Origin of the sequence: Chryseobacterium indologenes (assembly GCF_001295265.1) — a bacterium.
Taxonomy (GTDB): Bacteria; Bacteroidota; Bacteroidia; order Flavobacteriales; family Weeksellaceae; genus Chryseobacterium; species Chryseobacterium indologenes_A.
The window spans coordinates 785,514-812,268 of sequence record NZ_LJOD01000001.1 but is presented as its reverse complement, the minus strand read 5'-3'; the positions used below and the strand labels follow the sequence as shown (position 1 = coordinate 812,268).

The 26,755-nt window shown below is 38.9% G+C and carries 28 protein-coding genes and 1 tRNA gene; 12 read left to right on the top strand and 17 right to left on the bottom strand.

Features of this window, described 5'->3' with window-relative positions; translation table 11 throughout:
* Positions 1–27: 27 nt before the first annotated feature.
* The 7 genes from AOB46_RS03650 to AOB46_RS03625 all read right to left on the bottom strand — a co-directional run bounded on the left by AOB46_RS03650 (position 28) and on the right by AOB46_RS03625 (position 5,383).
* Positions 28–1,404, bottom strand: coding sequence for a TROVE domain-containing protein (locus AOB46_RS03650; RefSeq protein WP_062696671.1), 1,377 nt, complete (start codon positions 1,402–1,404; stop codon positions 28–30).
* 100 nt (positions 1,405–1,504) lie between these two features.
* Positions 1,505–1,635: transfer RNA gene (locus AOB46_RS23285), tRNA-OTHER, on the bottom strand.
* Between the two features lie 140 nt (positions 1,636–1,775).
* Complete coding sequence (locus AOB46_RS03645; protein WP_062696670.1) at positions 1,776–2,432, bottom strand: hypothetical protein; 657 nt, start codon at positions 2,430–2,432, stop codon at positions 1,776–1,778.
* A 137-nt stretch (positions 2,433–2,569) separates the two neighbouring features.
* The gene (locus AOB46_RS03640; RefSeq protein WP_062696669.1) at positions 2,570–3,301 is read right to left on the bottom strand and encodes an ATP-grasp domain-containing protein; all 732 of its coding nucleotides are present in this window, start codon (positions 3,299–3,301) and stop codon (positions 2,570–2,572) included.
* A 22-nt stretch (positions 3,302–3,323) separates the two neighbouring features.
* Positions 3,324–3,947, bottom strand: a complete 624-nt coding sequence (locus tag AOB46_RS03635) for a hypothetical protein (RefSeq protein WP_062696668.1) — start codon at positions 3,945–3,947, stop codon at positions 3,324–3,326.
* A gap of 10 nt (positions 3,948–3,957) precedes the next feature.
* Positions 3,958–4,629 (bottom strand): hypothetical protein, encoded by a 672-nt coding sequence (locus AOB46_RS03630; RefSeq protein WP_062696667.1) that lies wholly within the window; start codon positions 4,627–4,629, stop codon positions 3,958–3,960.
* Position 4,630: 1 nt separating this feature from the next.
* Complete coding sequence (locus tag AOB46_RS03625) at positions 4,631–5,383, bottom strand: DNA polymerase beta superfamily protein (RefSeq protein ID WP_062696666.1); 753 nt, start codon at positions 5,381–5,383, stop codon at positions 4,631–4,633.
* A gap of 134 nt (positions 5,384–5,517) precedes the next feature.
* Between AOB46_RS03625 and cobT the strand changes: the two genes are divergently transcribed.
* From cobT to cobC, 3 genes are read left to right on the top strand one after another with little or no spacing between them, the layout of a single operon-like run.
* Positions 5,518–6,522: a nicotinate-nucleotide--dimethylbenzimidazole phosphoribosyltransferase gene (cobT, locus tag AOB46_RS03620; RefSeq protein WP_062696665.1), complete on the top strand. Its 1,005-nt coding sequence runs from the start codon at positions 5,518–5,520 to the stop codon at positions 6,520–6,522.
* Complete coding sequence (locus AOB46_RS03615) at positions 6,523–7,305, top strand: adenosylcobinamide-GDP ribazoletransferase (protein WP_062696664.1); 783 nt, start codon at positions 6,523–6,525, stop codon at positions 7,303–7,305.
* Positions 7,290–7,844 carry an alpha-ribazole phosphatase gene (gene cobC, locus AOB46_RS03610; protein WP_062696663.1) on the top strand — a complete coding sequence of 185 codons (555 nt, stop codon included), beginning with the start codon at positions 7,290–7,292 and terminating at the stop codon, positions 7,842–7,844. Before AOB46_RS03615 ends, cobC begins: the two co-directional genes overlap by 16 nt.
* Positions 7,845–7,921: 77 nt before the next feature.
* Here cobC and AOB46_RS23605 read toward each other — a convergent pair whose 3' ends face one another.
* The 3 genes from AOB46_RS23605 to AOB46_RS03600 all read right to left on the bottom strand — a co-directional run bounded on the left by AOB46_RS23605 (position 7,922) and on the right by AOB46_RS03600 (position 9,614).
* Positions 7,922–8,059, bottom strand: a complete 138-nt coding sequence (locus tag AOB46_RS23605; RefSeq protein WP_185113841.1) for a hypothetical protein — start codon at positions 8,057–8,059, stop codon at positions 7,922–7,924.
* Between the two features lie 160 nt (positions 8,060–8,219).
* Entirely contained in the window at positions 8,220–9,242 is a 1,023-nt protein-coding gene (locus AOB46_RS03605; RefSeq protein ID WP_062696662.1) for a helix-turn-helix transcriptional regulator, read from the bottom strand.
* 39 nt (positions 9,243–9,281) lie between these two features.
* Positions 9,282–9,614, bottom strand: coding sequence for a HopJ type III effector protein (locus AOB46_RS03600; RefSeq protein ID WP_062696661.1), 333 nt, complete (start codon positions 9,612–9,614; stop codon positions 9,282–9,284).
* A gap of 96 nt (positions 9,615–9,710) precedes the next feature.
* Between AOB46_RS03600 and AOB46_RS03595 the strand changes: the two genes are divergently transcribed.
* Together AOB46_RS03595 and AOB46_RS03590 are read left to right on the top strand one after the other, a co-directional pair.
* Positions 9,711–11,093, top strand: a complete 1,383-nt coding sequence (locus AOB46_RS03595) for an RtcB family protein (protein ID WP_062696660.1) — start codon at positions 9,711–9,713, stop codon at positions 11,091–11,093.
* Positions 11,094–11,297: 204 nt separating this feature from the next.
* On the top strand, positions 11,298–13,052 hold the full coding sequence (locus tag AOB46_RS03590) for a hypothetical protein (protein WP_062696659.1): 1,755 nt from the start codon (positions 11,298–11,300) through the stop codon (positions 13,050–13,052).
* A gap of 52 nt (positions 13,053–13,104) precedes the next feature.
* Here AOB46_RS03590 and AOB46_RS03585 read toward each other — a convergent pair whose 3' ends face one another.
* Both AOB46_RS03585 and AOB46_RS03580 read right to left on the bottom strand, forming a co-directional pair.
* A complete protein-coding gene (locus AOB46_RS03585; RefSeq protein WP_062696658.1) occupies positions 13,105–14,289 on the bottom strand; it encodes a DUF1501 domain-containing protein in 1,185 nt (394 codons plus the stop codon).
* 26 nt (positions 14,290–14,315) lie between these two features.
* The gene (locus tag AOB46_RS03580; protein ID WP_062696657.1) at positions 14,316–15,692 is read right to left on the bottom strand and encodes a DUF1800 family protein; all 1,377 of its coding nucleotides are present in this window, start codon (positions 15,690–15,692) and stop codon (positions 14,316–14,318) included.
* Positions 15,693–16,048: 356 nt separating this feature from the next.
* On the opposite strand from AOB46_RS03580, the gene AOB46_RS03575 reads away from it, so the two are divergent.
* From AOB46_RS03575 to AOB46_RS03550, 6 genes are all read left to right on the top strand, one after another.
* On the top strand, positions 16,049–16,612 hold the full coding sequence (locus AOB46_RS03575; protein WP_062696656.1) for a hypothetical protein: 564 nt from the start codon (positions 16,049–16,051) through the stop codon (positions 16,610–16,612).
* A gap of 114 nt (positions 16,613–16,726) precedes the next feature.
* Positions 16,727–17,776, top strand: a complete 1,050-nt coding sequence (locus AOB46_RS03570) for a glucokinase (RefSeq protein ID WP_062696655.1) — start codon at positions 16,727–16,729, stop codon at positions 17,774–17,776.
* 147 nt (positions 17,777–17,923) lie between these two features.
* On the top strand, positions 17,924–18,490 hold the full coding sequence (locus AOB46_RS03565; protein WP_062696654.1) for a YceI family protein: 567 nt from the start codon (positions 17,924–17,926) through the stop codon (positions 18,488–18,490).
* Positions 18,491–18,568: 78 nt separating this feature from the next.
* Positions 18,569–19,195, top strand: a complete 627-nt coding sequence (locus AOB46_RS03560) for a YceI family protein (protein WP_062696653.1) — start codon at positions 18,569–18,571, stop codon at positions 19,193–19,195.
* A gap of 116 nt (positions 19,196–19,311) precedes the next feature.
* Positions 19,312–19,989 carry an alpha/beta hydrolase gene (locus tag AOB46_RS03555; protein WP_062696652.1) on the top strand — a complete coding sequence of 226 codons (678 nt, stop codon included), beginning with the start codon at positions 19,312–19,314 and terminating at the stop codon, positions 19,987–19,989.
* A gap of 102 nt (positions 19,990–20,091) precedes the next feature.
* Entirely contained in the window at positions 20,092–21,513 is a 1,422-nt protein-coding gene (locus tag AOB46_RS03550; protein ID WP_062696651.1) for an L-serine ammonia-lyase, read from the top strand.
* Positions 21,514–21,617: 104 nt separating this feature from the next.
* On the opposite strand, the gene AOB46_RS03545 is transcribed toward AOB46_RS03550, so the two are convergent.
* From AOB46_RS03545 to AOB46_RS03530, 4 genes are all read right to left on the bottom strand, one after another.
* The gene (locus AOB46_RS03545) at positions 21,618–23,255 is read right to left on the bottom strand and encodes a serine hydrolase domain-containing protein (RefSeq protein WP_062696650.1); all 1,638 of its coding nucleotides are present in this window, start codon (positions 23,253–23,255) and stop codon (positions 21,618–21,620) included.
* A 4-nt stretch (positions 23,256–23,259) separates the two neighbouring features.
* On the bottom strand, positions 23,260–23,841 hold the full coding sequence (locus AOB46_RS03540) for a YIP1 family protein (protein WP_062696649.1): 582 nt from the start codon (positions 23,839–23,841) through the stop codon (positions 23,260–23,262).
* Between the two features lie 10 nt (positions 23,842–23,851).
* Complete coding sequence (locus AOB46_RS03535) at positions 23,852–24,124, bottom strand: DUF2089 family protein (protein WP_062696648.1); 273 nt, start codon at positions 24,122–24,124, stop codon at positions 23,852–23,854.
* 157 nt (positions 24,125–24,281) lie between these two features.
* On the bottom strand, positions 24,282–25,124 hold the full coding sequence (locus AOB46_RS03530; protein WP_062696647.1) for a prephenate dehydrogenase: 843 nt from the start codon (positions 25,122–25,124) through the stop codon (positions 24,282–24,284).
* A 380-nt stretch (positions 25,125–25,504) separates the two neighbouring features.
* On the opposite strand from AOB46_RS03530, the gene AOB46_RS03525 reads away from it, so the two are divergent.
* On the top strand, positions 25,505–26,137 hold the full coding sequence (locus AOB46_RS03525; RefSeq protein WP_062696646.1) for a hypothetical protein: 633 nt from the start codon (positions 25,505–25,507) through the stop codon (positions 26,135–26,137).
* Positions 26,138–26,224: 87 nt separating this feature from the next.
* Here the strand turns inward: AOB46_RS03525 and AOB46_RS03520 are convergent, their stop codons facing one another.
* On the bottom strand, positions 26,225–26,743 hold the full coding sequence (locus tag AOB46_RS03520) for a hypothetical protein (RefSeq protein ID WP_241489154.1): 519 nt from the start codon (positions 26,741–26,743) through the stop codon (positions 26,225–26,227).
* Between the last annotated feature and the right edge of the window lie 12 nt (positions 26,744–26,755).

Here is a 26,755-nt window from a genome sequence, read left to right as displayed (position 1 = left end):
TGCTTTAGCATAAAGCTCCGGAAAACCTTAGTTTTCCAAAGCCTTAATATAATGAAATATTTTATCACTCCATCCATTGATTTCCGCAGTCCAGTTTCCGGTTTTTATACCGTGGGTATGGGTTGAAATATCAATGATATATGAATTTTTATAAGGTGAGGTATCCGGTTTTCTGTCCAGCCTGTAATGCGCATCAATATCCTGACTGTCGGAGATCACCACCAGTCTTTCCGCATCTTTGGCATATCCTTTTTCCTTCAGCCATTCACATAGCTGATAGGTAAAGATACCACCACCTCCCAATTCCTGATAAATCTGCTGATAACTGTTAAAAAGCCCAAGCCCTTTACCATTGCTCCAGACCATGTGCTTTCCTTTTCTATCACCATCACATCCGGCAGTGAATACCAGGATCAGATCTTCAAAAATATAGGAACCTGCGGCTGCCATAGCAAAGGCAAGATCCATTCTTGAAAATTTAGACTGGGAAGAAGTAACCTGTCCCATACTTCCGGAAACATCAATCGCCAGAATCGTTGTTCCTTGAATTTTTTCCTGGGCAAAACAGTTTTTCATGGCTTCATCAATATCAGCCGTGAAATCCGGAGCATTTCTCTGGGCAGACAGAAAGTTCAGCGGCGTAAGCCAGCTGCTTCCGACCTGTGAAATGGCTGTTTTAATAGTCTGTCTTGAAATTCCTGCTTCAGCCATATTTTTCAGGTTTCTCAGGATCGCCAGGGAACCAAGGCTTTTTTCAACAATCATTCTCTCAAAAGTTTCTTTTTTATCAGCACCCTGAGACAGAGCAGTTTCCCACGTATTGGCAGGCTGTAAAGTATCCCCGATAAGCGCTTTCAGAGCTTGCTCATTTTGAGGCGTCGGTTTCGGATGTACCAGATTCACAACGTCTACCAGAGATAATTCCAGGTTGCTTTTTTTATATTTGGCGATCTGGTATTCATCATATTGATCAAAAGCTTTGGCAAGGCCTTTCTTAATGGATTTAGGCATTTTATACGAACCGTTTCTGGCTTTCAGCATCTGAAGCAGATCCATGGTCATATCTGGCCGGCTGGCAATTTTAGCCACAGCATCTTTTACTGAAACTCCGTGAATTTCATGAGCAAGGATAAGCAACCATAAAGGTGTATGTCTCAGCTTCTGTTCAAAACGGCATTCCAAAGCCAGTTCAATGATCTGCTCTCCGTTTACCCTGTAACACAGGTCCTCAATCTGCTTCATGATCTCATCAGCAGACTGATAATAATCTGATTCGAAAAGCATATTGGCAAGAGTCACTCTTCTCAACAGCTCGTAATCAGAATACTTTCCAGCTTTATCAGTCAGTTTTCCGGCAATTATACCGGATTCGAAACCTGTTTTTCTTGCGTTAAATTTTGACATACCATTCGTTTTTGCATTAATAAAAAAAGCGGTTAAACTTTGATTAAGGTGTTTTTTTTGGAATCGAAGTAACCTTAATCTCACACCGCTTCATCATCAGGAAGACCGGCCGGACTCGAACCGGCGACACACGGCTTACGAAGCGAAGTAACTTTATCATCACACCCATTTCGCGGGTTAAAATTTAATAAAGTATGTTTACGTTGCTCTATCCAACTGAGCTACGGCCTTCCTTATTGATGATGCAAAGTAAGCGAATAAGTGCGCGATGTTTTTGCGTAATAAAGAATGTTTGAAATTTTATTTGAAATATCTGTTTTAATCTTCAGTTGGAGAAGTGAATTTTCTCCTATTTAGAGGGTTGGGAGCTGTTAACAGGGAAACCACCAGTGCATAAAAAAGACCCTGTTGTTTTTTAAAAATAGATTAAGATGTCCGTCTGAAATTCCTTCATGATCTTCTCTGAGCTGTATCACCCGGAGTTTACCTTCTTCATATACATCCAGTATGCCGATATTTCTTATGGCGTTAGGAAAGATGGGTTTCAGATCATTAATAGTGGTGTGGGCATCAATTTTAATACCTTTGTACAGGATATAATTTCCGTTAAGAAACCTGAATTCATCTACCGCAACTTTATTTTGAGAGTTTTCAAATCGGGAACCGTTTTTATAGAGGTACCGATCGTTCATATCTTTGCTTCCGTCCGGGTTTTCAAAAATATAGTTGCAGGGAGCTTCTTCAGACATCAGTTTAATGCTGTCCGCTTTTCCAAATACTTTTTCAAAATCATTGAGGGAAAAAAATCTTTTCAGCTTACCGTTGAACAGAATATCATCTTCAAGCATGACTTCATTCAGACTGTCTTTTGACGTATTTGTGGCTTCCGAAGTAGCAGTTACCGATGAATCGTTTTTAACCATTGTCTTTTGATGCAGACTGGCGGGCTGGCTGGCGTTTTTATTCCCGTCCTTTCCGGTACAGGCTGCAAGCAGAATAAAGATGCATAGAAGGGAAAAATATTTCATATGTATATTTTCCACTAAAATACAAAAGGGCCGGATAAAAGGAAACCATTAAGATCATGAGTCAGTTAAAAATTAAAATTGCTGCTGTTACAGCACATTCATTTACTTAAAATGTTCATTTCTCTTAATGGTTTTCTCTAATGTTTAACACAGCTTTCAACAATCACCTCCAGGGCTTTTTCTGCATCACAGGCATATAAGCCGGAACACCAGGCGGGATTCGCTTCAATAAGGGCCCAGCCTTTTCCCCGGATAATTCCAAAGTCCAGAACGACTGCTTTGGGAAGGGTAGAGGCGTATTGTCTGATGAACTTCTCAAAAAATGAGAACATTTCCTGCTGTTCTGTTTCAGAAAGCGGATTGGTATCAAAAGTACTGTTCCTCCAATAGGATGAGTGGGTTTTTATTTCCCCGTTCAATACAAAACACCTCACTTCAAGCTGCCATTCCACGACTTCTGAAATAAAAACGGTACTTTCAGGGTCAACAGTGTCAAAACCTTTGATATCAGTTACTTCATCATAAACACCCGCTTTAAAGCTTTTAAAATCTGCACATTTGATGAAAATATTTTCCAGCTCTGTAAAATCTTTCAGCCTGCCGTAGGAAATTTTCCGTTGGGTAAACTCTTCTGAAATATGAGCCATCCAGTCATCATCCGGTTTGGTAAGGGTAAGCCCGCACTGTCCGGCGACAATCTCTGCATAAATATCTTCACCATATACGGCAATGACATCGGCCCGGAATTCTTCAGGAACCTTCCATTGGGCATTAAAACGGTTCAGCTCATAAGGAGAGTTGATGGATGCTTTTTTCAGATTGTTGCTGTCTTCCGTGTACATGGGAGAAAGCGCGATTATATTTTTCATGGTATTAGTTTTTTAATTCTAATTAATCTTCCTGGTTCAATGTTTTCCGGATAATTTCTTCCAGTGGCTGGTAATCCTGAAGTTCTTCATACCTGATTCCGGCAGTCGTTCTGTACAGTGTATTCAACCCAGGATAATTCTGTCCTACCTGCCCCGCCAGTTTAGTGGTAAGCACAAGATTTTGGAAATCGAAATCAAGGGTAATGATTAACTCTTCACCGGAAGCCTTGAATTCTCTGTAACATTGATTGATGAAACCCGAATTCTGAATCTTATTATCAAAACAGTCATCTTTCAGGTTAAATTCATACCTCGTCTCATCCAGTAAGTCCTGAAGTGGAGCTAAATCTGCTTCTTTGCCATGTATTTCCTGATACCGGGCTACTGTCAGTTCAATAAATTTCTCAGTGAAAAATAGCTCAAGGTGATCAGTATCAAAATGCCAGAACGGACTGTAATAATAATGATTTTTGGGAAGATTGAAACGTACCAGACAGTCAATAGCAGATGGCGGAACCATCAATCCGAATTCCTTTTTTAAAACTCTGCATTGTTCAATAAAAGGATGAGGTGGTTCGGGTTCTTTTTTCTTCCGGACATTTTGAGTATCCTCACTCATACTTTTAAACCATTGAAATAATTTCATTGTTTATTATTTAAAAGGATTGGTTAGTCCGGGCGGATGAATGCTCCTTTATAATGGTATCGCCTACTGTTCCGTAATAATTCAGGATTTCATAGGTAATTGTAATGCCATTAATATCCAGATCTTCAGACATACCATGATAGCCTCCCCCTCTGTATCCTTTTTTATCGCTGGTCATGATCATATATTCAGCACCGCCGCAATCGGCATAGGTTTCAATTCCTATTATAAGGCAGTCCTGATTTCTTTCCAGCTCTTCATAACATTGATCGATAAAGGAAATATCCATATGATCTGCTGCAAACCTGTTCTCTTTAAGGATAAATTCATAATGAGCTTCATCCAGAATTTCCTGTAGGTGGGTATAGTCTGCTTGTTCACCATGAATTTCAGCATACCTTTTTACAACATACACAATAAATTCTTTGGTATAAAATACCCTTTCATAAATCTCATTGTCCCAAAGACATTTGTACCTGAAATTATTTTCTGACACTTTATGACGAGTAAAAAATGATATATAAATGTCAGGAACAATCAATCCATATTCTTCTCTGAGATATTTACATCTTTCAATAAAAGGATGCGGTGGTATACTGTCATCCTTCCCCACATGAATTGCGGGTTCTGTATTGTTATTTTTCATTGCTTTTTCTTTTGTGAACCATTGAAACAGCTTCATTTTACTTTATTTTTAGTATTTCCCTGAAAACCCTTTCCATTTCACTTTTATCTGCTTTTCCTCCTGCCAGGTTTCTGGATCTTTCCTCATTTTCAAGGATTGTTTTTTCCAGAAATCTGAAGAGTTCCCAATCGTTGGGATGGTGATAGGATTCTCCTTTTGTGGCTTTCAAAGAAATAAGGTTTTCTATTTTTCTTCGGGTAGGGTTATCAGTCAGAGGCAGCAGATCACTGAACAGTACCGGGGGAACTGTTCCTTTTTCTATGATCCATTTTCCTGTAAGAGCAGTTCTCAGACAGTAAAAATAGCTTTTCAGCTTTACCTCGTCAGTTCTGCATGCTTCCAGATACTTTTTGCTCATGCTCAGATAATGATAGGAAACCGCTATCGGAGAAAAACAGGCATCTGCCAAAGGTCTGAAAAATTCTGTAAATTTTCTGTTTTCTTTATAGACGATCGGAGAATAAAACCAGCTCAGTAAAGCCGCATTAGACTTCAACAGCAGATGAAACGTCTTTCTGAGGTCCCAGCCGGAGCCATCCAGGTCATCAGAGGTCATGAATTCTATAGTTTCGTCCTTATCCCATGGCGTCAGGTACCAGTCTTTTTCATGGCGGTAGATAAAACGGATGTCATAATCGCTGTCCGGAGAGGCAAAACCCCAGGCCCTGCTTCCTGATTCTACGGCCAGAAGCACTTCCACACTGCGCTCTTCCTCTATTTCTTTTATTTTTTTTATTATTTTGGGTGTCATTGTTTTTAATTGTTCGGCAAAGTAAAGCGATAAATGCGTAATGTTTTTGCGTAGACAAACCTCATCATATTTATCCGAAAACACTCCTATTTTCACTAATATTGCACTTTCACGAATAATCCAACTTTATACTTATGTTAGCCAACGAACTTCAGCATAAAATAAACTTCAAAACAAAGCCATTAGGAGCATTGGGATATCTGGAATCTCTTGCCCATAAAATAGGAATGGTTCAGAAAACCGTTTCACCTCAGCTTTTACATCCGCATATGGTTGTTTTTGCTGCAGATCATGGTATTGCTTCGGCAGGCGTGAGTGCCTATCCGCAGGAGGTAACATACCAGATGGTGATGAATTTCCTGAGCGGAGGTGCTGCTATCAACGTGTTTTGCAGACAACAGGGAATTGAAATAAAAATTGTGGATGCCGGTGTAAATTTTGATTTTCCGGAAGGATTGAAACTAATCGGTAAGAAAGTAAGGAAGTCCAGCCGGAATATGCTTGAAGAACCGGCGATGACAGAAAAAGAATACCGGCAGGCGCTGGAAAACGGCAGGTCTGTCGTGTCAGAAATTGCGGAAACAGAATGTAATATCATCGGTTTTGGAGAAATGGGCATCGGGAATACCTCTGCATCTTCACTGATGATGAGCAGGCTTTTTGATCTGCCGGCAGCAGACTGTATAGGAAGGGGAACCGGGCTTGATGATGAACAGCTTCAACGTAAAATCAATATTTTATCTAAAGTTTTACAGCAATATCCTCAGGCTATAACGGCTGATGAAGTGGCTCAGACTTTTGGCGGACTGGAAATCGTGCAGATGATGGGCGCTATGGAAGAAGCTTTTAAACAGGATATGCTGATTATGGTGGACGGCTTTATTGCCAGCATGGCGGTAGCAGCAATCTCTAAAAAGAATGCAGAGATTCTTGAAAACTGTATTTTCTGCCATGTCAGCGACGAGAATGCCCATCAGAAGCTTCTTGAACTTTTAGGGCAGAAAGCCTTACTGAACCTTAACCTGCGTCTCGGAGAAGGAACTGGTTGCGCATTGGCTTATCCATTAATACAGAGTGCCGTGAATTTCCTGAATGAAATGTCAAGTTTTGAAGACGCTCATGTTTCAAATAAAGAATAAATGAAAGCAGTAAAAAATGAACTGATTTATTTTGCAACGGCGCTGATGTTTTTCACAAGAATTCCGGTTCCGTTTAAGATCCCGTATTCAGGGGAAATTATGAACCGGTCGCAGAAATATTTTGCATGGGTAGGGCTATTGGTAGGACTTATCAATGCTATTGTCCTGTATCTTTCCTATCATATTTTCAACCTGGATATTGCCATTGTCCTGATGATGATTTCCAGCGTTTTGCTCACCGGAGCTTTTCATGAAGATGGTTTTACGGATGTCTGTGACAGTTTCGGAGGCGGGTACGGAAAAGAAAAGATTCTTACGATTATGAAAGACAGCAGGGTAGGAGCTTACGGAGCGGTGGGAATCATTTTGTTGTTTTCTCTGAAATTTTTCAGCATCAAAGCATTGGGAAATATGGATCTGATTCCCACCTTCAGCATTATTGTCCTGGCTCATACGGTTAGCCGTTTTATTTCGGGAACAATGATCTATACCCACCAGTATGTTACGGATATTGATGTCAGTAAATCCAAGCCGCTGGCCAATAAACCTCTGGATGGTAAATCTTTACTGGTAAGCTTTCTCAGTGTGATGGTGGCTTTTGTCCTGATTCCGGATCCTCGCCTGATCATAGCATTTATATTGGCATATATCGGAAAAATCTGTATGGGCTGGTATTTTAAGAAACATATCGGTGGTTATACAGGAGACTGCCTGGGGTCTGTACAACAGGTAAGTGAAGTTTTGTTTTATCTGGGAACAATGATCGTATGGAAATTCATCTGATTCGTCATACTGCTGTAGAAAATCCGTCAGGCTTGTGTTACGGATTTGCAGAAATGCCTTTAAAGGAGGACTATATCAAAGATTTTACAATCCTGAACCTGGAGCGGGATTTTAACAGGGTTATTTCGAGCCCGTCCCGGCGCTGTACGTTTTTGGCAGAATATATTCAGCTGAATTATGCCACAGATGAAAGGCTTCGTGAAATGAATTTCGGAAACTGGGAAATGAAACCATGGGCAGAAATTCCGGAAGAAGAAATCAATCCCTGGTATGAGGATTTTATTCATGTTAAAGCTTCGGAAGGAGAAAATCTTCTGGAAATGCGGGCCCGCGTCATTAACTTCTGGAAAGAGCTCACTGCTACCGAAAATGGAGACAAAATTCTTCTGGTCACCCATGCAGGAGTAATACGGCTCATACTGCAAACGGTTCTTCAGTTTCCGCTGGAAAATATGTTTAAGCTGCATATCGGCTACGGAAAGAGAACAGTTATTGAGCTGAAAGAAGGATATTTTTCTGTAAAAGAGATGAATTTGTAAGACTTTTACATAAAAAAGAGACCATTCATCATATGACGGTCTCTTTTCAACAATTTTAAATTTTAACTACTTTTTTGTTAAGCAGTAATCTGCTTAGGCTCTTTGGGTTTTTCCTCTTCTTTTTTATCTAACTTCTCCGATATTTTCTTTACGATATATTCTATAGCAATCGGAGCTATAATAGCAATAAGGGCTTTAAATATTCTTGATTTCATAGTGTTATTTTATAGATAGGTAAATACAATTTCCAAGCCATTTTTTATTTTATCAGTGCATCAGTGGCATAAAAATAGGCTCTTAAAAGCTTGCATAAGGTTTACAGAGTAATTTCAGTCTGCTGATGTAAGCAGGAAAAAAATAATCACTGCTCAAAGTTTATCCGTTTTCATCCTGAATATCTAAACTTCTATAATTTTCATAGCCTGCTTTAAATTTTGCCTCCATTCTTAATCTCAGTCTCCGTGGCTTATGAACAATGAGAGATTCTCCAAAGCCCAGCAGCAGCCTTTCCAGCTCATAGTTGATCTGAACACAGATTTTGAAAAGTGTACCTTCTTCTGTTTCGCGGATAATTTCCTGGCTCTTATGCAGAGGCTTGGTCTTTATATATGGCGAATTGGAAGAATCTACAGAGAAAATAACATTTCTGGGAGCCATAGTCTCGGAAACTGTTACTCCTACAATATCTTTGAAATACTCATCACCGTCCAGCTCCTTATCAATATAAGGAAGACTTTCTTCCGGTTCTATTTTTTCCATTCTGTCGAGGGCAAGGTTATACATTTTTCCTTTATGAAAGCAGATGAGAAACCAGCGGTTGTTGAATTCCTTTAGAAGCTGCGGATGTACAATATAACTGCTGGACTCTCTTGCCGTAAAACTGCGGTACAGGATATTCAGAACCTTTTTACTGGCAATGCTTTCATATAGGATGTCAATATGTTCCAGACCTTTCAGCTGTTCATTTTTATCAAGATGGATGATAGATTTCTGGCTGGTAGAATGAATTGAATCCTCCAGTTTCTGAATCACCCCGTTCATTTCTTTGAACATGGAAAAATCTTTGAACTGCTTTAGAATCTGTATGGCATTGTTCATGGCTTTCAGGTCACTTTCGTTCACAGAAATATTATGAATACTGTATTCAGGATCGCTGTAACGGTAATATTTTCTTTCATATACCTCAATAGGGGCTTCATACCCGAATTTCTCACTGCGCATATTCTGAAGGTCGAGCTGAACAGTACGCCTGCTTACATAAGATTCTTTTCCCTCAAACTCAAACAGGGCTTCAGAACATTCATCGATAAGATCTTCCAGGGTATACTTCCGGTATTTGTTTTTTAAGCATTTATCCAGCGTTTTGTAGCGGATCAGTGCGTTTTTATTGGATGACATGGTTGTACGTTTTTAAAGGATGAGTAAAAATTCCCGTTATTATTTTTCTTTCAGAGCTTCTCCTTCAAAGACAATTCCGTCCCATCCGTATTCCATAAAGTTTCTGATGTTCTGGTGGTCGGTTCCTTCGGGATTCTTTAGAACATCCTCTCTGTAAAATTCTGCGAAAAGGGAAAGAGTCTGTTCTTTGGACAGTTTCTGAAGTTTTGCAAAACTGAAAACCTTGCACGAACCGTTGTTCTGTCCGGCTTCATTCATTATGTTTCCGTTTTTAAATGCAGTAGGAGTAAAATCATAATGTGCGTCAATAAAGGCAATAACTTCTTTGAACTGAAGGGGCTCTGGATTATTTTTTACTATTTCTGATAACATGTATATTTATTTTTTCCAAAAATAACTAAATTTTTTTATCTGCGCAGGATTATTGCGTACTTGTGTTGTTACTTTGCATCATTAAATACAAATACAATGGAATTTAACGGAAATCATTTAATAGAATTAGGGTATAGACCGGCGAAGTGGTTTAAAGAAGCCATCGCTTATATTAATGAAAACAATCTGGATGAAACGCAGATCTCAGAATATCTGGAGCAGTTTAAGCAATCTGACCTGATTCCGCTTCATGATGCTCCGAAAGATTTTGTGATCAATATCAGGGCTGAGCATGAAAGTGAGAACGATAATGTAGAGAAAGTCATCAAAACAATGAATGTGCTGATGAAAACCCCTACATTAACGGCAGGAGCTATTATGCCGGATGCCTGTCCCACGGGTCCAGAAGGCCAGATTCCGGTAGGAGGAGTGGTTGTTGCTAAAAACGCAATCCATCCCGGATTCCATAGTGCGGATATCTGTTGTTCGGTGATGCTTACGGATTTTGGAAAAGCAGATCCCAAAGAAGTGCTGGATGCTGCACATTCCGTGACACATTTCGGGTATGGAGGAAGAGCGAGAGGGGAACAGATGCCGATGTCTCAGGAACTGATGGATGCTTTCAGGGAAAATGAATTCTTAAATGATGAAAAACTCATCAGCATCGCCCGTTCTCATATGGGAACTCAGGGAGACGGAAACCATTTCCTGTTTGTCGGAATTTCTAAAAATACCGGAAATACAATGCTGGTTACCCATCACGGTTCCAGAGCCCCGGGTGCTGCATTATATGATAAAGGAATGAAGGTAGCCAACCGCTTCAGACTGGAAATTTCTCCTGAAACACTGAGAGAAAACGCATGGATTCCTTATGATACTGAAGAAGGTAAAGAATATTGGGAAGCCCTGCAGCTGATCAGAAAATGGACGAAGGAAAATCATACTTCCATTCATGATGCAGTTTTGAATAAACTGCAAACAGAGAAAGAAAACAGATATTGGAATGAGCATAATTTCGTTTTCAGGGATGGTGACCTGTTTTATCATGCTAAAGGAGCCACTCCGCTGGATGATAAGTTTATGCCGGATATTACAGGACCAAGGCTGATCCCTCTGAATATGGCAGAGCCTGTGCTTATCGTTCAGGGAAAAACCAATGAAAGAAACCTTGGATTTGCCCCGCACGGAGCAGGAAGAAACTTCAGCAGAAGTCAGCATAAAAGGTCTCTTGCCCATAAGACAACGGAAGAAATCTTCGAGGAAGAAACCAAAGGGCTTGATATCCGTTTCTTCTCTAATGAAATTGATATTTCCGAGCTGCCGAGTGCTTATAAAAGCGCTAAAAACGTAAGAGCACAGATTGAAGAATACGGATTGTGTGAAGTACTGGATGAGGTGGTGCCGTATGGATGTATCATGGCGGGGGATGTTGGTAAAAATGCTCCTTGGAAGAAAAAAAAGAAATATAGAAAAGCGTAGGCTCACAGAGCTGAAACCATAATATACCTGATGGAAAAAGCTTATATTTGAATATCGGTGATTTTCATCAGAGAAAAATAAAGGCAAAGGGAGTTCCTATATCAATGGAAAGTTACTCCCCGCCTTTTTACAAAATTATAGGTAAAAGGAGTTCCTATACACTTCACTTTTAATGAACATACTCCTCACTTATTTATTGTATTCATGATGAGGACACTTCAATTATTTAACGCTGTTTTAAAGAAAGATTCAGGAAAGGAACCTTTCATTTCCACTGAAGGCTTTGTGATTGAATCCGGAGCTCTTTGGGCTAAAAATCAGATCGTAAAATACTATTCAAAAGAAAAATTAAAAGGAAATGACCTTAACAGGACTTTCCATAAATCCTGGAAGAAAATAAAGGAAACAGGCAGAACAGACCTGCTGCTGGAACAGATCAGGCATTATATTTCTACTTATGGAAGCGAATTTCAGAATGAGATCTATATCCCGGCTGAAATATTGAACGTTCCTGAAACCAAGTTGATATTCAGGGTTTTTAAAGCGTATTCTGAAGAAGAAATGACGGAGAAATGCCTTTCAGTGCTGAGATCCGGAGTTGCTCTTAAAGAAGAAACCGTGGATGATCTTATCGCGGTTCTGGAAGAAGATCTGGAATACGAGTTTACAGGAAAGGAGAATATCAGAAACAAAGAAGCTGTTATAAAAATTGCAGACCGTTACGGCATTTATCCCGATAATCCTGTAGAATTTTTCAGATATGTGATCTATAAAACAACAGATACTTCACTGCTGATTAAAAATAAAGAACTAATTGATGCCGTTAAGGAGAGCAGGTATAATCCAGGCTATTTGTTCGAAAATTTCGGATTGGAGAGGCTGGCTGAAATTTTTAACAGATTTAAGCCCCTTTTTTTAGCCTATAAAAAAAGAGCTCCGAAAACAATCAATAAGATCTCAAAACTGTCTAAGATCTATCATAAGCCTTTAATATCCAATCCTCTGAATGAAGCTACCCATTCATTATTGGAGAAAGAGGATCTGCGTTGGCTGGATAACGCTACTCCGTTTGCTTTGTTTAAGGCTTTGTCCGCCTGCTATTTAAGAATGTATGGTCAGGATACTTTTGTCTACAGGATCAGAAACGGGAAATCCTGGGTGAAAGCAGGAAAAGCAGGAAATGTAAGTGGAGAAAACTATGATTTTATACTGAATTATATGAAATCAAGATATGATCTTTCAGGAAAGAAATTTTATTTTCCTGAAGATGTGGAATTCGGACTGCCTTCTTCAGAAAAGATGTTTGCAGGAAATATTCCTGCGGGAACAAGGTTTTCAGGGGAGAAGCTGGCTGTAGGTGTGTATTGGGAAGATAGCTGGGGAGCTCATGATCTGGATCTTTCAGGGCTGAATCTTCTGGGTAAAACCGGCTGGAATGCAGCTTATAATCAATATGACGGGAGCCTGATGTATTCCGGGGATATGACTTCAGCACCCAACGGAGCTGTTGAATATCTGTATGCGGATAAAGGCCTGTTCAGGCCAACCCTGATCATGAATAATGTTTATTCAGGTAACGCAGACTGCAGTTATAAGATCATCATCGGAAGAGGAGACGATATCTCAAGAGAATATATGATGAATCCTGACTGTCTTTTTGCAGAAGTTAAATGTAAATCGGTCCAAAGGCAGACGGTCCTTGGGATAATGCTTCCGAAGGGTAAGAAGCAGTGTTTCGTGCTGCTTAATTTCGGAGCCGGACATTCCCATGTTTCCGGAAATTCTGAAATTGCCGCAATGGCGACCCATGCATTATACCAGCAGTGGTACGAACCGATGTCATTCAATAGGCTGGTCACTGAATTAGGAGCAGAAATCACTTCCGTAAAAGAAAATGCAGATTTTGATTTCTCACTGGAAAGTCTGGAAAAGGATAGCTTTATTAAAATTTTCAAATAATTACATATTATCTGCCTGGTCTTTTGAATGCTTAAAAATATTTCCCAGATCATCAGATAAAATCATAAACTCCGTTTTTCCAGCCCAATACTTTGGAAGAATCTGCTTTAAGCCAGTTTTTCAGGATGGTAGCATATACTTTTCTGAAATCTTCCGTATAAATCAGATCGCCCTGATTCAGCTGCTGAAGATCAGGGAGGGCATTCAGAAGACCTTTCTTTTTAAGTCCTCCGCTGATAAAAAACATCTGATTGGCAGTTCCGTGATCGGTTCCATTGCTGGCATTCTGGGCTACGCGGCGCCCGAATTCCGAGAAGGTCATCAGAAGAATATCATTGAAAAGCCCGTTACTTTTCATGTCGGCTACAAAAGATTTTACGGCCTCATTGATGTCGCTGAACAGTTTTTTCTGTCTCTGATTCTGGTTGACATGGGTATCAAAACTTCCTATTGAAAGGTAATATACCTGCGTGTTGATGTCGGATTTGATAAGAGAAGCTACAGTCCGGAAATCTTTTCCCAGCTGGGAATCCGGATAGGTCTGATCTGTTTTTTTTGCCTTGCTTTTTTCAAATATATAATCCGCATTATTGATCGTGGAACCCAGTGTTTGATATAAATAAGAAACTGTTTCATCTTCATGATGGTGGTCATACAGCGCCTTGAAATATTTTTCCTGGCTGGTCTGGTATAATCTTTTCGGATCTTTGAATGCAAAAGCTTTGTTATTCTCACCTTTCAGGGCAAGACTCAGCATATCGTCTACTTCCAGAGCCTGCGTAGGATGTTCACAGCGGTAGCATTCTTCATCCAGAAAACGGCCAATCCATCCGGTTTCCAGAAACTCATCACTCCGGCTTGCAGAATGCCAGATATCCATGCTCCGGAAGTGGGATTTATCAGGATCAGGATAGCCGACATTATTCATTACGGAAAGTTCACCGTTATCAAAAAGTTCTTTAAAATAGGAAAGAGAAGGATTAATTCCCGTTTCATCATTCAGGGAAAGGGAGTCTTTGATGGCGATGCTGTTTCTTTCCCGGAAATAAACATCGTTTCTTGTTGGAATAATGGTATTCAAGCCGTCGTTACCGCCTGTGAACTGAAGTACAATCAGGATTTTCTGATTGGGTTCTAGGGCTCCGTCAAAGGTCATTGCTTTTAAGAAATCGGGCATCATCAGTGACGCTGCGGCCAGTGAACTGATTTTGAGGAATTCTCTTCTTTTGATTAACATATTTCTTGATTTTGATTATGAATACCTTACATTAACTGATATTCCGGTGTAGACATCAGATTGATCACGGTCATTTTTATACTCTTATCGGAAAAATTATTGACCGAAGCCATATCAAGTGTTCCTGAATTCTGAATCAGATAATCTTCACAGTTTTTCCCGGCAAAAATTTTTTCCAGACGTTCCCAGTCAATCGTAATATTGGGATTTTTAAATGTTTTGTTTAGAGCGGTTTCACGGGATTTCATGCCCATATCAATGTCGTCATCCTGCCTTGGACTGTATTCCAGAGGTCTTAACCCTGACCATATCTGGGGAATCTGCATACGAAGCATCAGCGTAGAACTGTCTATCCATGATTTTCCGTTGGGCCATCCTGAAACATTCGGAGGGTAGAGCAGCATCTGTCCCAGAAGTTTCTGGTAAACGATGAGGTTTTCAGGATTCCGGATATGCATGGGAAGCATCCGCATTATGCCGGTCATAAGCTCTATAGGAGATTTAATTCTGTTGCCGATATTCTTTTTATCATAGAACCATGAGCTTGAAAATATAGCATACATGAGTTTTTTTATATCATAACCGGACCTGTAAAAATCATTGCTCAGCGTGTCAATAACTTTGTTGTCCGGATTTTCATTCACAAAGAATTTATAAATTTTAGTCGTTATAAAACGGGCTGTTATTTTTTGTTCAAGAATGATGTTTAAAATATCTGTGCCTCTGAAGTTTCCTGTTTTTCCTAAAAAAGTTTTGATGCCTTCGTCATGAAGCTGTTTTCTTTCCCTGAATATCCCTTCTTTATCAAATCCCCATCCCGTAAAAGCTCTGGCAGCTTCACGAATATCCTGTTCGGTATAATTTCCCCTTCCCATTGTGAAAAGCTCCATCACCTCACGGGCAAAGTTTTCATTGGGATGATCCTTTTTATTCTGCTGATTGTTAAGAAAACTGAGCATGGCGGGAGAGTTGCTTACGGCAAAAAGAAGATCTTTAAAGCTGCCCAGCGCATTTTTCCGGATGGTATTGAGCAGATTTTGGTTGAATTTTGGATTATTCACTCTTGTGGCAAAATGCCCATGCCAGAAAAAAGCCATCTTTTCACGCAGCTGCTCACGGCTGTTCACCATTTTATCAAGGAAATTGAGATTAAGTTCGTTATTCTGTTCTCTGTTGAACCGTTGTAGTTCCTTTCTTTTTTCTTCAGGTGACGGGCTGTCCATGCCGGCCGTAGAAACAGGATCGGGGGTATCATAAGTGACTTCCACAAAAACCTCTTCTTTGAACAGTTCCTGTGTGAGTGTTTTAATACTCTTATTTTTCATATCCTCAATCTGGTTGATGCCGGCTCCAAAGCCTGCACGCCAGAGAAGATGTTTATGATGTGATAGGAGGTCAGCCATTTTGAGAAGTTTATGTTTTGATGCCCTTGAAGGGAAAAGGTTAAAATAATAACGGAGGAAAGTGGGAGGTCGTATTTTGGAAGAGAAAAAAGAAGCCGGGAGAAGGAAATTTTTTAGAGGTTTAAAAAAACCCTTAAACCGATTCATTCATTAGTAAATAAATTTTTATTAGAAATATATGCATTTGGAAATCTTACGGCTTCTGTTATCTTAAACAGTTATTTAATTTTTAAAATAGTTTAACATGTTGGAATTCAATTTATTAAAATAATATTGAGTGTTAAAAAAATTAGAAATACCTTCGTTGGCATGATTTTTACATCCTATTGCTTAGTAAAATTTAAAAAATTAGAGTTATGAAAATGTTAAAACAAGCCATATTGTTAGCCGGAATTTTAACAGCAGGTATCGCAAGCGCGCAGGACTCAAAAATGAATAATATGATTAAAGTAGGAGCCAATGCCGGTTTGGCAGTTCCTGCAGATAATCTTTCCGCAGCTGCGGGTGTAGATGTATCCTACCAGAACCTTATTACTCCGGGATTCGGATTAGGTATTGCCACCGGGTACACCCATTATTTTTCAAAAAATAACAATGGATATGATAATAATGATGTAGGGGTAATTCCTGTAGGAGCTTTAGTTAGAATCTATCCTAAACAGACAGGTTTCTACTTCGGGACAGACTTAGGGTACGGATTTTTAGTAGGAGATAAAAAAGTAGCTTCCAACAGCAGTGTTGACAGACCGGACGGAGGGTTCTATATCAAGCCTGAGATCGGATACCACAACAGAGACTGGAATTTCTTTGTACAATACCAGAAGGTTTTTGTAGGAGATAAAGGTGATCTTGCCGGACAGGACTATAATGTGGGGAACATCGGGGTTGGCTTCGGGTACAATATTCCATTAGGAAAGTAGTTAGATTTATATATAAGCAATTATTAACCAAACCTTTTCATTTTTATGAAAAGGTTTTTTTGTTCCATACAGGATTTACGAAAACTATTATTATATTTGATAAAATTTGAGGTTATGATTTTGAATCCAAAATTTCCGCTTTATTTACCAGGAGTAGAGAACAGTAATAATGATAATGTTTCTATCATTGGAGCCAGCCTCCGTGAAGATATGACCATCTTAGGCTATTTTGTTTCCAGTAACGGAGGTCTTGAGATAAAAATTCAGAATACGTATACAACTAAAGAGTATGCGTCATTTTCTGATATTCTGAGAAAGTTTATTCAGGATAATCAGTTAAATAATGTACAGCGTCTGTCAATGGCTGTACCCGGACCTGTTATTGACGGGAAGAGCAGCCCTGCAAGATTGGGCTGGGATCTGGATATTGAAGAATATACCAGAGAGTTCGGCTTTGAAAAAGGAGATATGCTGAACGACCTGGAAGCTTCTGCTTACGGAATGGGGCTTCTGGAAGACAGCGATCTTGAGCCTATCTATACCAGCGGGCATCTGGAGAAAGGAAATGTTGCTATCCTGGCTCCCGGAAACGGATTGGGAGAAGCCGGATATTTCTTCGACGGGCAATTTCTAAGACCTTTTGCTACGGAAGGAGGACACTCCGAGTTTTCACCAAGAACCAATGTAGAGGTAGAATTCTACCAGTTTTTAAATAACATTTACGGTATTGTAAGCTGGGAAAATGTATTGTCGAAAACCGGTCTTTTCAATATTTACAGATTCCTGAGAGACGTTAAAAGGCATCCGGAACCGGAATGGCTGGCAGAACGTCTGGCAGGAGGAAACTTTGTTGAAGAATTGTACAAAGCAGCCGTAGAAGAAAATGTACTCATCTGCAGAATTGCATTAGATACATTTCTGGAGTTTCTGGCGAGAGAAGCCAACAACCTTGTTCTTAAGCTTAAAGCCACTGGAGGTCTGCTGATTTCAGGAGATATCCCGCAGACGGTGAGAGAATATATAGACAAAACCAAGTTCTATGAGAAATTCAAGATCAGTGATAAGATGGAGGCTATGCTTAAAAACACCCCGATTTACCTGATCAAACAGAACCACACAGCATTAAAAGGAGCGGCATTGTATACCGCTTACTATCAAAATTAAAATAGACAGCTCCGGATTATTTCCGGAGTTTTTTTATAGGATGATATTATTCATAAAAATAATTGTTCTTATTGATATACATCAATGAAATCTATCGGATAAGTTGGCTACATTTGCACCATTAAATAAGTAAATAACTTTATTCAAATGAAAAAAATATTTTTATTAGCAGTTTTAGCTGGTGGTTTAGCTTTCGGACAGTCAAAGAAAGTGGTAACTTCTGATATTCACTGGTGGGGGTACAAAGTAGCGAAGTCTGAGGCAAGCTCTCACGACGGAACTGTAAAAGTAAAATCAGGAGAAATGGTGATGAAAGGAAATCAGCTGGTAGGAGGAAGTTTTGTTTTGGATATGACTTCTATCAATGCAACAGACCTTTCAGGAGAATATCAGCAGAAACTGAACGGACACCTTAAAAATGGTGACTTCTTTGAAGTTGAAAAATTCCCTACAGCTTCTTTCAAAATTACTTCTGTAAAGAAAAACAACGATAAAGTTTACAATTCATTAGTAACCGGAAACCTTACGGTAAAAGGAAAAACAAATGCGGTAAGCTTCCCTGCAAAAATTACCTACAGCAACGGAACGGTAAGCCTTGTTTCCAGCAAATTCTCTTTCGACAGACAGAAATTTGATGTCGCATACAAGTCTACCATGCAGGATGTTTTTGTGAAAGATGACATTGATATGACCGTAAAGGTAACTGCTAAATAATTTAATCAAAAAAAGATTGTTAAAAGTGTAGAAGTTCTACACTTTTTTTTATTTTTGTTGAATTGTAAATAAAAAAGAATGAAAAGATTACTATTGTTTGCTATGATGTGCGTAAGCGTATCATTTGTTTTTGCCCAGAAGAAATTTGATAAGGTTTCGAAAGTAACTTCATCAGAGATCAGATGGTGGGGATATAAAGTTGTAAAAACGGAAACTTCTTCCCATTCAGGAACGGTAAAGCTGAAGAGCGGAAAATTCAATTTCGATAAAACAGTTCTGGTAGACGGAGAGTTTATTATAGATATGAGAAGCATGATGGCAGGAGATGTGTCTGAAGAAGATCAGATTAAACTTACCAATGAGCTTAAAGGAACCAACTTCTTTGAAGTAAAAAAATTCCCGATTGCAAAGTTTCACCTGACTAAAATTATTCCGTTAGCAAACAGCGAGTACAATTCTACAGTATACGGAGATATTACCATTAAAGGCGTAAGAAAAACCATTACTTTCCCTGCGAACGTATACGTAACTCAGTTTACTGTAGTAATAGAATCTGCCAAGTTCTCACTGAACAGAAGAGATTTCAAAGTATTCTACCAGTCTTCACTGAAAGATTACTTCATCAAGAACGAAATGGATTTCCAGTTCAGAGTTTCTACAGAAAAACTGGATAACGAAAACAGAGTTCCTGTAAAGAAAAAATAAACTTAAAGAAATAACGATTGATAATGCAAGGAAGAGTGGTTTTATAAACCGCTCTTTTTTTATTGATTCTGAGATTAGCTTACTTTATTTTTACATGTTTTTTATAAATTAGCTGTATGAAAATTTATATTGTAAGCGGGCTGGGGGCCGATTTTAAAGTATTGGAAAGACTGGAGTTTCCCAAGCACTGCGAATTGATTTTTATAGACTGGCTCATCCCTGAGAAAAATGAGCCTTTCGATTCTTATGTACAGAGAATGGCGGAGAAAGTTGATCCTTCTGAACCATTCTGCCTTTTAGGATATTCTTTTGGAGGAATCATAGTACAGGAGATCAATAAGCTGAAGCCTGCCGAAAAAGTAGTGATTCTGGGAAGCATTAAATCCGATAAAGAAAAATCTAAATTTATCAAGACCGGAGAAATTACAAAGATCCCGAGAATACTTCCGGTAGGTTTATTCAACGATAAAGCGGCCAATGTATATTCTGTGGTAAGGAAGCTTTTTGATCCTAAGAATCCTAAGATCCTTCAGTATTTCAGAGTGAGAGATCCTTATTATCTGAAATGGTCGGTAGAAAAGGTTTCAGAATGGAAGTTTGAAGAAAACCCGGAGGTGATCCAGATTCTGGGCGATAAGGATATTGTCTTTCCGATCCGTTATTCAAAACCGGATTATGTCATCAAGGGCGGAACCCATTTATTTCCGGCTACCAAATCTAAAGAGGTTTCTAAAATATTGAGTGAGATATTTGAAGAAGTGATAGAGAACAATTTACATCAAAAGCTTTTATAAGTTTTTAAAATTCTTATTTTATCCTTACTCTCCTGATATAAGATCAATATTATTGGGATTTATCGTGTATCTTTGTTTTTCGAGGAAAATGAAGAATCACTTATGGAATCAATATCGGTTTTTGAGATTATTAAAGTAGGAATAGGCCCGTCCAGTTCGCATACGATGGGGCCATGGAATGCGGCATCTGCATTCATCAGGATTATAAAAAGAGAAAGATCAATAGCAGAAGTTAAGGAAGTTTTTCTTGAATTTTTCGGTTCACTGGCTAAAACGGGAATCGGGCACGGAACAGATATTGCCGGAATGCTTGGATTAAATGGTGAAGATTTTAAGACGATTGATACTTCAAAAATTGATGAGAAAATAAATCATATCAAGACTACTCAAATTCTTAATCTGGGTGGTGAAAAGGAAATTCCGTTCATTTACGGTTATCATCTGGTTTTAAACATGCAGAAATCCCTTGATTTCCATCCGAACGGGATGATTTTCAGGGCTGTTTTTGAAGACGGAACCGAGCTTGTTCAGGATTTTTATTCTGTAGGTGGGGGCTTTATTGCCAGCCAGGAAAAAAACTCAATACAGAAGCACTGTGTACGTACCTTATATCCTTGCCACCATGGTTCAGATATTGTCAAATATTGTGAAAAGCTGGGTTTAAAAAGAATTTCAGATCTCATATTCATTAATGAAGAAAGCTGGAGACCGCAGGAAGAGACGAGGCAGGAAGCTTTATATATCTGGCAGCAGATTAAAGAATGCATCTATAAAGGGGTGAATAAAGAAGGAATTCTTCCTGGCGGACTGAACGTTACGAGAAGAGCGGCGGGAATCAACAGGAAGCTTTTGGGAGAAGATAAAATCTATAAAAATCTTGATGAATGGTTTAAGCTGGTGGTGGATGCGGAAGAGAACTTTACCAACATCAATAAATGGATCGCCTGCTTTGCCCTTGCGGTGAATGAAGAAAATGCCAGCTTCGGAAGGATTATCACGGCTCCTACCAATGGCGCCAGCGGAGTTATTCCTGCTGTGCTGATGTATTCCCAGGCATTTACAGATTTTATCAGTGAAGACGATATTGTAAGGTTTATCCTGGTTGCCGGGGAAATCGGAACTTTATTTAAAAAGAATGCAACAATCTCCGCGGCTATGGGAGGATGCCAGGCTGAAATCGGAGTTTCATCTGCTATGGCAGCTGCGGGACTTACCGAGATTTTGGGCGGAAGTGTAGGTCAGGTACTGATGGCCGCAGAAATTGCGATGGAGCATCATCTGGGACTTACCTGCGACCCGATCAAAGGCCTGGTACAGATTCCATGTATCGAAAGAAATACAATGGGAGCGATCAAAGCGATCACTGCCGCAAATATTGCCCTGGAAAGTGATCCTACAAAAGCAAAAGTTACCCTGGATGAAGTGATACAAACCATGTGGGAGACCGCTTTGTCTATGAGTGACCGTTTTAAGGAAACCTCAGAAGGCGGGCTGGCCATTGCGGTGAATGTACCGGAATGTTAATAGAAAATATATCTTTTAAAATACAAAATCCTTAGATCATGTCTAAGGATTTTGTATTGTCGTTTTTTTGCTGAATTACAATGAATTGTGCTGCGGAATGTGGGTTATTTTTTGTTAAACAGGTAGGTATTTCCTCCCTGAATGAGTTTCAGCTGGTTATTTTCAGGGATAAACAGGATGGTGATGTCTGCCTGGTCAAATTTATATTTATTTTTTTCAGCATAGGTCAGTGGAAATTCCGGCTGTCCGGAGCCCTGGGCATACAAAGTTCCGTCTTTGGTAAAGACTTTCAGATCCAGAGGAGTTTCTTTTGAGGTATAATCCCCTGAATACTGATCTTTTTCCGCATCATTTTTATCCTCTTCAAACTGAGGGAACTGATAATCCTGTCCGTAGAGTATATTCAAAATCCCGATATAAAGATTATTGTGCATGAAGCGTTCTCCGTTTACCGTAACGGCAAAAGCAAGCTTATCAGTAGGTTCATAACTTAACATAGAATGAGTGCCATAAGTGTCACCGCCATGCCCATAAGAAATAATATTGTAAAAAGGAGGTTTCATAATTCCGGTTCCGAACATTATTTCCTTTTTATTGGAGGTCATCATATCCAGTGTTTCCTTTTTAATAAATTTACCATTGAACAGAGCAGTGATAAAGGTATTCATATCTTCTGTAGTAGAAACAATATCTCCCACACCAATACAGTTCCTGAAATCAAAATCCGGAATTTCCTGCCAGCTGCCGTTGCTGAATTTATAGGGCTTGAAAATATTCTGAGGATGATCTAATGCAGAAAAAGTATACTTCATACCTGCTTTTTCAAGAATATTTTCTTTTAAGATCTCATGATAGGGCTTTCCATCATATAATTTTTCAAGAATCCTGCTTAAAAGAAAGTAGGCGGAATTGGAATATTTTACGCTTTTTCCTGGCTGGAAATGAAGTCCCTGATCTTTAATAGCATCAAGAATGGCTTTATCTCCAACAGCTTTTCCTATCAGCCAGTTGTCCGCTCCTGCAGCGATATAATTTCCAAGTCCGCTGGTATGGTTCAGCATCTGGCGGATGGTAATATTTTTAGAATTGGCAATCTCGGGATAGAATGTTGAAAGTTTTTCATTAAGGTTCAGCTTTCCCTTTTCTACCAGCTGCATAAGCATTATTGAAGTGAAAAGCTTGCTGATAGAACCAATCTGGTATTGTGTATTTTTATCATAGGTGATATTTTTTACCTGCTGCTGGCCGAAATCTTTGTGATATTCCTGAATCCCGTTCCTGAATATAGATACACTGCCGATTCCCTGGTTATTCTGTGCAATATAATCCAGGAATTCATTAAGTTTTTCAGCATTGATAGTTTTCCCGTTCAGATAAGAGATCTTCTTGTCTTCTGATGAATGGGGATCACGGGAAAGATGTAAAGGAATGGTTTTACCGTTTTGAATAAATATACCCTCAAAAACATTCTTTTGAAAATAACCTTTATAAGAGGCGTTGATTTTCTTGATTTCAAAAGTCAGTTCATTATTGATAAAAGAGGTCCTGTCTACAGGAATATCTTCTTTGCTTTGCAGAGGGCTGTTAAGAAGTGAAGTATATCCGTCCGCCGTTTTTTTCATTTTTAAGATAACCGGTAATTTTCTGATCTGGAGATCGATTTCACCGTACCAGGTTCCTTCAATTTGGGAATAACAAAGCTGTGCTAAAAAAACAAGCACTAATAATAATTTGGTTTTCATGAGGTTATAAGTATTTAGCAGTTAAGATCTGGCAGACAATAGTCATAATAAGAGATACTACCCCGAAAAGAACAATATGTTGCCATTTTTTTATATTGGTAGCCGTTTTAAAGCCATTATAATACACGGTAATGCTGTAAATAAGGACCATGATAACAAAAGATGCCATAGACAGCATAACGATAAAGTCCAATACCGGAAACGGACCGGCAGGATCAGTCTGATAACTGATTACATGTTCCTGAGCCCTATTAATATATGAAATACCGGTAAAAGCCTGTAAAATCACAAGTGACATTTGGGATATTAATACCGTATTGACAATGTCTATAAATCGGGTCTTATTGTTCAGTATTTTACCCAAAATAAAGAGTATCACTATCGCCAAAGCAAAGCTCGCAAGCGTTGGAATTGCCACGGCCTGCAGGGACGTTTTTTCCAGACCGTTGATTTTATAGATGCTGCTGAAGAAGCTGTCTGTCCAGTATCCTGTAAAAATGGCTGCTGCAACTGTCAAAAGTCCGGCTATAAGCAGCTGCTTATCATCAAATCTTTCAAAAGGATTGAAAACGTTTTTCCAGTTCATAACAATCGATTTAGGAATTAGTTTTTAGCTGTCCGACTTTGGTGATCAAATCATCCATTTTATTTCTCATTGTAGGATAGGATAGGCCGGCCTGTTTGGCCATTTCTTTAATACTTCCGCTGGAGAGAAAAAAATTGAGGATAAACTCCTGTTCTTCACGGTTGAGCTTAAGAAGTACGGGAAGTTCATATTCGCCGCTTACCTCTGTTTGGCAGTGGGGGCATTTCATCCGGCTTACATTTAAAGTATGTTCGCAGCTCGGACAGATGATAGGGAGCTTCATGAATTAATTTTTCACGAAAGTAATAATAATTTTAATAAAATTAAAATATTTTTTAACTTTATTAAAATTTATTATTGAAATATAAAAGATCGTAGCAAAAAAATAAAGGGCGAGTTTGTAAGTTTACAAGTCTGCCCTTTCGTTATTTTTTTATGATCTATCTTAATATTCCCCTGATCCTGTTAGCATTACAGATCAGTTCTTCCAGATATTCATAATTTTCTTTTTCCAACGCAGATTTGAATTTTCTGAGCTGCGTAATATGTTCGTTCAGAACATCCAGAACATTTTCTTTGTTTTGCTTAAAGATAGGAACCCACATTTCTGGATGGGATTTTGCCAGACGCACTGTACTGGAGAACCCCGAACTGGCAAGCTGGAAAATGGTTTCTTCCTCACGTTCTTTTTCCAGTACGGTATTAGCGAGTGCATAGGAGGTAATATGGGAAATATGGGAAATATAGGCCGTATGAATGTCGTGGTCTCCGGCATCCATATAAATCATGTGCATATCAAGCGCTTCCACTATTTTTTCTACGGTTTCCAAAGCGTCATCCGCAGATTCTTCCTTATTACAGATAACCCCGGCTTTTCCTGAGAAACTTTCAGCAATAGCAGATTTCGGACCATTGTTTTCGGTACCCCACATCGGGTGGAAAGCTACGAATCTTGATCGTTTCGGATGATTTTTAACTGCATTCACAATTCCCGCTTTGGTAGAGCCGGCATCCATTACAGTCTGATGATCTGATATGAGATCCAGAACGCCGGGCAGAAGCTTCCGGGCCGCATCCACAGGAACAGCTATAATGATAAGATCTGAATTTTTAACACCCTGTTCCAGATCAGCTCCTTCATCAATGATCTTTAGTTCTAATGCTTCATTAATGTGCTGCTGGTTATGATCAATTCCGTAAATAAAGCTGGCAATTCCTTTCTCTCTTAATTTCAATGCCATTGAACCTCCAATTAATCCCGCTCCAATAATACTTATTTTCATCTTTTCAATTTTAAAATAAAAAAACCCCGTCCAGGACGAGGTTGTAAGTTATGTTCATAAGAATCCCTATCCCAGATCTGAGGTAAAAATTCTATAATAATATGTTTCGTTGTTGAAATTCACAAAGCGAAGTTATAAAATATTTTTTAAATCCGGAGTATTTTTTATTTACTGCTGTACAAAAAGATCTGCATTATCTGCGAGCGTATAAAATTTCCATAAACATCTGTGAAGGCATTGGTAGATCATTTATTGATATTAATTTTCAGTCACAAAAGAAAATTTCCGGTTTTACATCTGCCAATCATACAATAAAAAACGAGAAAAACAGAAGTTTTACTAGCTTTGCAGAAATCTTACAGGAGACAAAACACCAAAATATGAAGAACAGTATTTTCTACGGATTATTAATAACAGCCGGAAGTATCAACCTGATATCTGCCGGAAGAAAATTTCCTGAAACATTCGTTCATTCAGATACGGTAAAAATTAAAGAAACTTTCAATAAAAATGATACTGAAGATAATGCCTCTCTGGAAAATCGACTGAAGCCCATCCGTTCCAATTTCAAAAGAATCAATTCTATTAAGAAGTGGACAATAATTGAAAAAAGAGATGTAGAAGGAGAATCTGCTGAAGGTGGAGAAGCCGTATTTTATGAACAGAAAGGAAAATTGGAAAAGATTACCGCGAGATTATATGGTGAAATGGGACAGATATTCATCGAATATTATCTTCTGGATGGAAAGCTGTCATTTGTTTTCGAAAAAAATTATCATTACAACCGTCCGCTGTATTATAATGAAAAAGCGATGAAAGAGAATAATGATACTGAAGCTTTTGATTTTAAGAAATCAAAAATTACTGAAAACCGCAACTATTTTGAAAAGGGTAACCTCATCCATATCATAAACACCGAAGGTCGTGGAATATCTTTCAGCAGTGAATATATTTCTGAAGAACAAAAACGGATTTCTGAGCTCTATGAGAAACTTCTGAAACTAAGAGGTTAGTGTAAAAATCTGAGAACTATCACCGAGGGTCTGAAATCAAAGAATGGGTAAACTGTTGCATCGTAAATTGTTACATTGATTATATCCTTACATTTTTTCAGCAAGCTTTATCCGTTCTTCCACTTCATGGATTCTTTTAAGCCAGTAATCAATTCCCTCATGGTTGCTTACTCCCAGTTTTTCCGCATTGGATTTTACAGCGGATAATTTATGCCAGTTCCGCTGGTAGTCTTTTTTGCGCTCTTCTTTACTCTCCGGCTCGGTACGGTTTCTCCAGAAAATAAGTGATTCTTCATAGCCTGAACGGATCTGTTTCAGATAAGCAATAATAGCTTCCCTGTCACTGGGAATATATCCGGGGCCGGAACAGCCACAGGAGTGAAAAGTAATTCCTACGGTGTACAGACTGCGTATATGCTGCCACTTTTTATCGTCATTTTTTGGAGGAGATTTAAAATCCTTGCCCATACTGGCCATCAATTCTCCACATTCCGGACAACTGGCTTCAGAAGAGGTTTCTGCATCCCTGTCTACATCCTTGAGAAGACGCCGTTTAAAGGTTTTCTGACAGCCGAAACAGGCGTAATGCGGTTTATAGGCTATCATAGCGTATCGACA

What these genes read in the sequence shown, in the direction of transcription:
- AOB46_RS03560 (WP_062696653.1), top strand. Translation starts at nt 18,569, where the DNA reads ATGAAAAGATTACTATTGTTTGCTATGATGTGCGTAAGCGTATCATTT.
- AOB46_RS03590 (WP_062696659.1), top strand. Translation starts at nt 11,298, where the DNA reads ATGATGAGGACACTTCAATTATTTAACGCTGTTTTAAAGAAAGATTCA.
- AOB46_RS03615 (WP_062696664.1), top strand. Translation starts at nt 6,523, where the DNA reads ATGAAAGCAGTAAAAAATGAACTGATTTATTTTGCAACGGCGCTGATG.
- AOB46_RS03580 (WP_062696657.1), bottom strand. Translation starts at nt 15,692, where the DNA reads ATGGCTGACCTCCTATCACATCATAAACATCTTCTCTGGCGTGCAGGC.
- AOB46_RS03535 (WP_062696648.1), bottom strand. Translation starts at nt 24,124, where the DNA reads ATGAAGCTCCCTATCATCTGTCCGAGCTGCGAACATACTTTAAATGTA.
- AOB46_RS03575 (WP_062696656.1), top strand. Translation starts at nt 16,049, where the DNA reads ATGAAAATGTTAAAACAAGCCATATTGTTAGCCGGAATTTTAACAGCA.
- AOB46_RS03565 (WP_062696654.1), top strand. Translation starts at nt 17,924, where the DNA reads ATGAAAAAAATATTTTTATTAGCAGTTTTAGCTGGTGGTTTAGCTTTC.
- cobC (WP_062696663.1), top strand. Translation starts at nt 7,290, where the DNA reads ATGGAAATTCATCTGATTCGTCATACTGCTGTAGAAAATCCGTCAGGC.
- AOB46_RS03555 (WP_062696652.1), top strand. Translation starts at nt 19,312, where the DNA reads ATGAAAATTTATATTGTAAGCGGGCTGGGGGCCGATTTTAAAGTATTG.
- AOB46_RS03640 (WP_062696669.1), bottom strand. Translation starts at nt 3,301, where the DNA reads ATGAAAAATATAATCGCGCTTTCTCCCATGTACACGGAAGACAGCAAC.
- AOB46_RS03625 (WP_062696666.1), bottom strand. Translation starts at nt 5,383, where the DNA reads ATGACACCCAAAATAATAAAAAAAATAAAAGAAATAGAGGAAGAGCGC.
- AOB46_RS03605 (WP_062696662.1), bottom strand. Translation starts at nt 9,242, where the DNA reads ATGTCATCCAATAAAAACGCACTGATCCGCTACAAAACGCTGGATAAA.
- AOB46_RS03550 (WP_062696651.1), top strand. Translation starts at nt 20,092, where the DNA reads ATGGAATCAATATCGGTTTTTGAGATTATTAAAGTAGGAATAGGCCCG.
- AOB46_RS03630 (WP_062696667.1), bottom strand. Translation starts at nt 4,629, where the DNA reads ATGAAGCTGTTTCAATGGTTCACAAAAGAAAAAGCAATGAAAAATAAC.
- AOB46_RS03635 (WP_062696668.1), bottom strand. Translation starts at nt 3,947, where the DNA reads ATGAAATTATTTCAATGGTTTAAAAGTATGAGTGAGGATACTCAAAAT.
- AOB46_RS03540 (WP_062696649.1), bottom strand. Translation starts at nt 23,841, where the DNA reads ATGAACTGGAAAAACGTTTTCAATCCTTTTGAAAGATTTGATGATAAG.
- AOB46_RS03570 (WP_062696655.1), top strand. Translation starts at nt 16,727, where the DNA reads ATGATTTTGAATCCAAAATTTCCGCTTTATTTACCAGGAGTAGAGAAC.
- cobT (WP_062696665.1), top strand. Translation starts at nt 5,518, where the DNA reads ATGTTAGCCAACGAACTTCAGCATAAAATAAACTTCAAAACAAAGCCA.
- AOB46_RS03525 (WP_062696646.1), top strand. Translation starts at nt 25,505, where the DNA reads ATGAAGAACAGTATTTTCTACGGATTATTAATAACAGCCGGAAGTATC.
- AOB46_RS03600 (WP_062696661.1), bottom strand. Translation starts at nt 9,614, where the DNA reads ATGTTATCAGAAATAGTAAAAAATAATCCAGAGCCCCTTCAGTTCAAA.
- AOB46_RS03520 (WP_241489154.1), bottom strand. Translation starts at nt 26,743, where the DNA reads ATGATAGCCTATAAACCGCATTACGCCTGTTTCGGCTGTCAGAAAACC.
- AOB46_RS03530 (WP_062696647.1), bottom strand. Translation starts at nt 25,124, where the DNA reads ATGAAAATAAGTATTATTGGAGCGGGATTAATTGGAGGTTCAATGGCA.
- AOB46_RS03650 (WP_062696671.1), bottom strand. Translation starts at nt 1,404, where the DNA reads ATGTCAAAATTTAACGCAAGAAAAACAGGTTTCGAATCCGGTATAATT.
- AOB46_RS03585 (WP_062696658.1), bottom strand. Translation starts at nt 14,289, where the DNA reads ATGTTAATCAAAAGAAGAGAATTCCTCAAAATCAGTTCACTGGCCGCA.
- AOB46_RS03595 (WP_062696660.1), top strand. Translation starts at nt 9,711, where the DNA reads ATGGAATTTAACGGAAATCATTTAATAGAATTAGGGTATAGACCGGCG.
- AOB46_RS03645 (WP_062696670.1), bottom strand. Translation starts at nt 2,432, where the DNA reads ATGAAATATTTTTCCCTTCTATGCATCTTTATTCTGCTTGCAGCCTGT.
- AOB46_RS23605 (WP_185113841.1), bottom strand. Translation starts at nt 8,059, where the DNA reads ATGAAATCAAGAATATTTAAAGCCCTTATTGCTATTATAGCTCCGATT.
- AOB46_RS03545 (WP_062696650.1), bottom strand. Translation starts at nt 23,255, where the DNA reads ATGAAAACCAAATTATTATTAGTGCTTGTTTTTTTAGCACAGCTTTGT.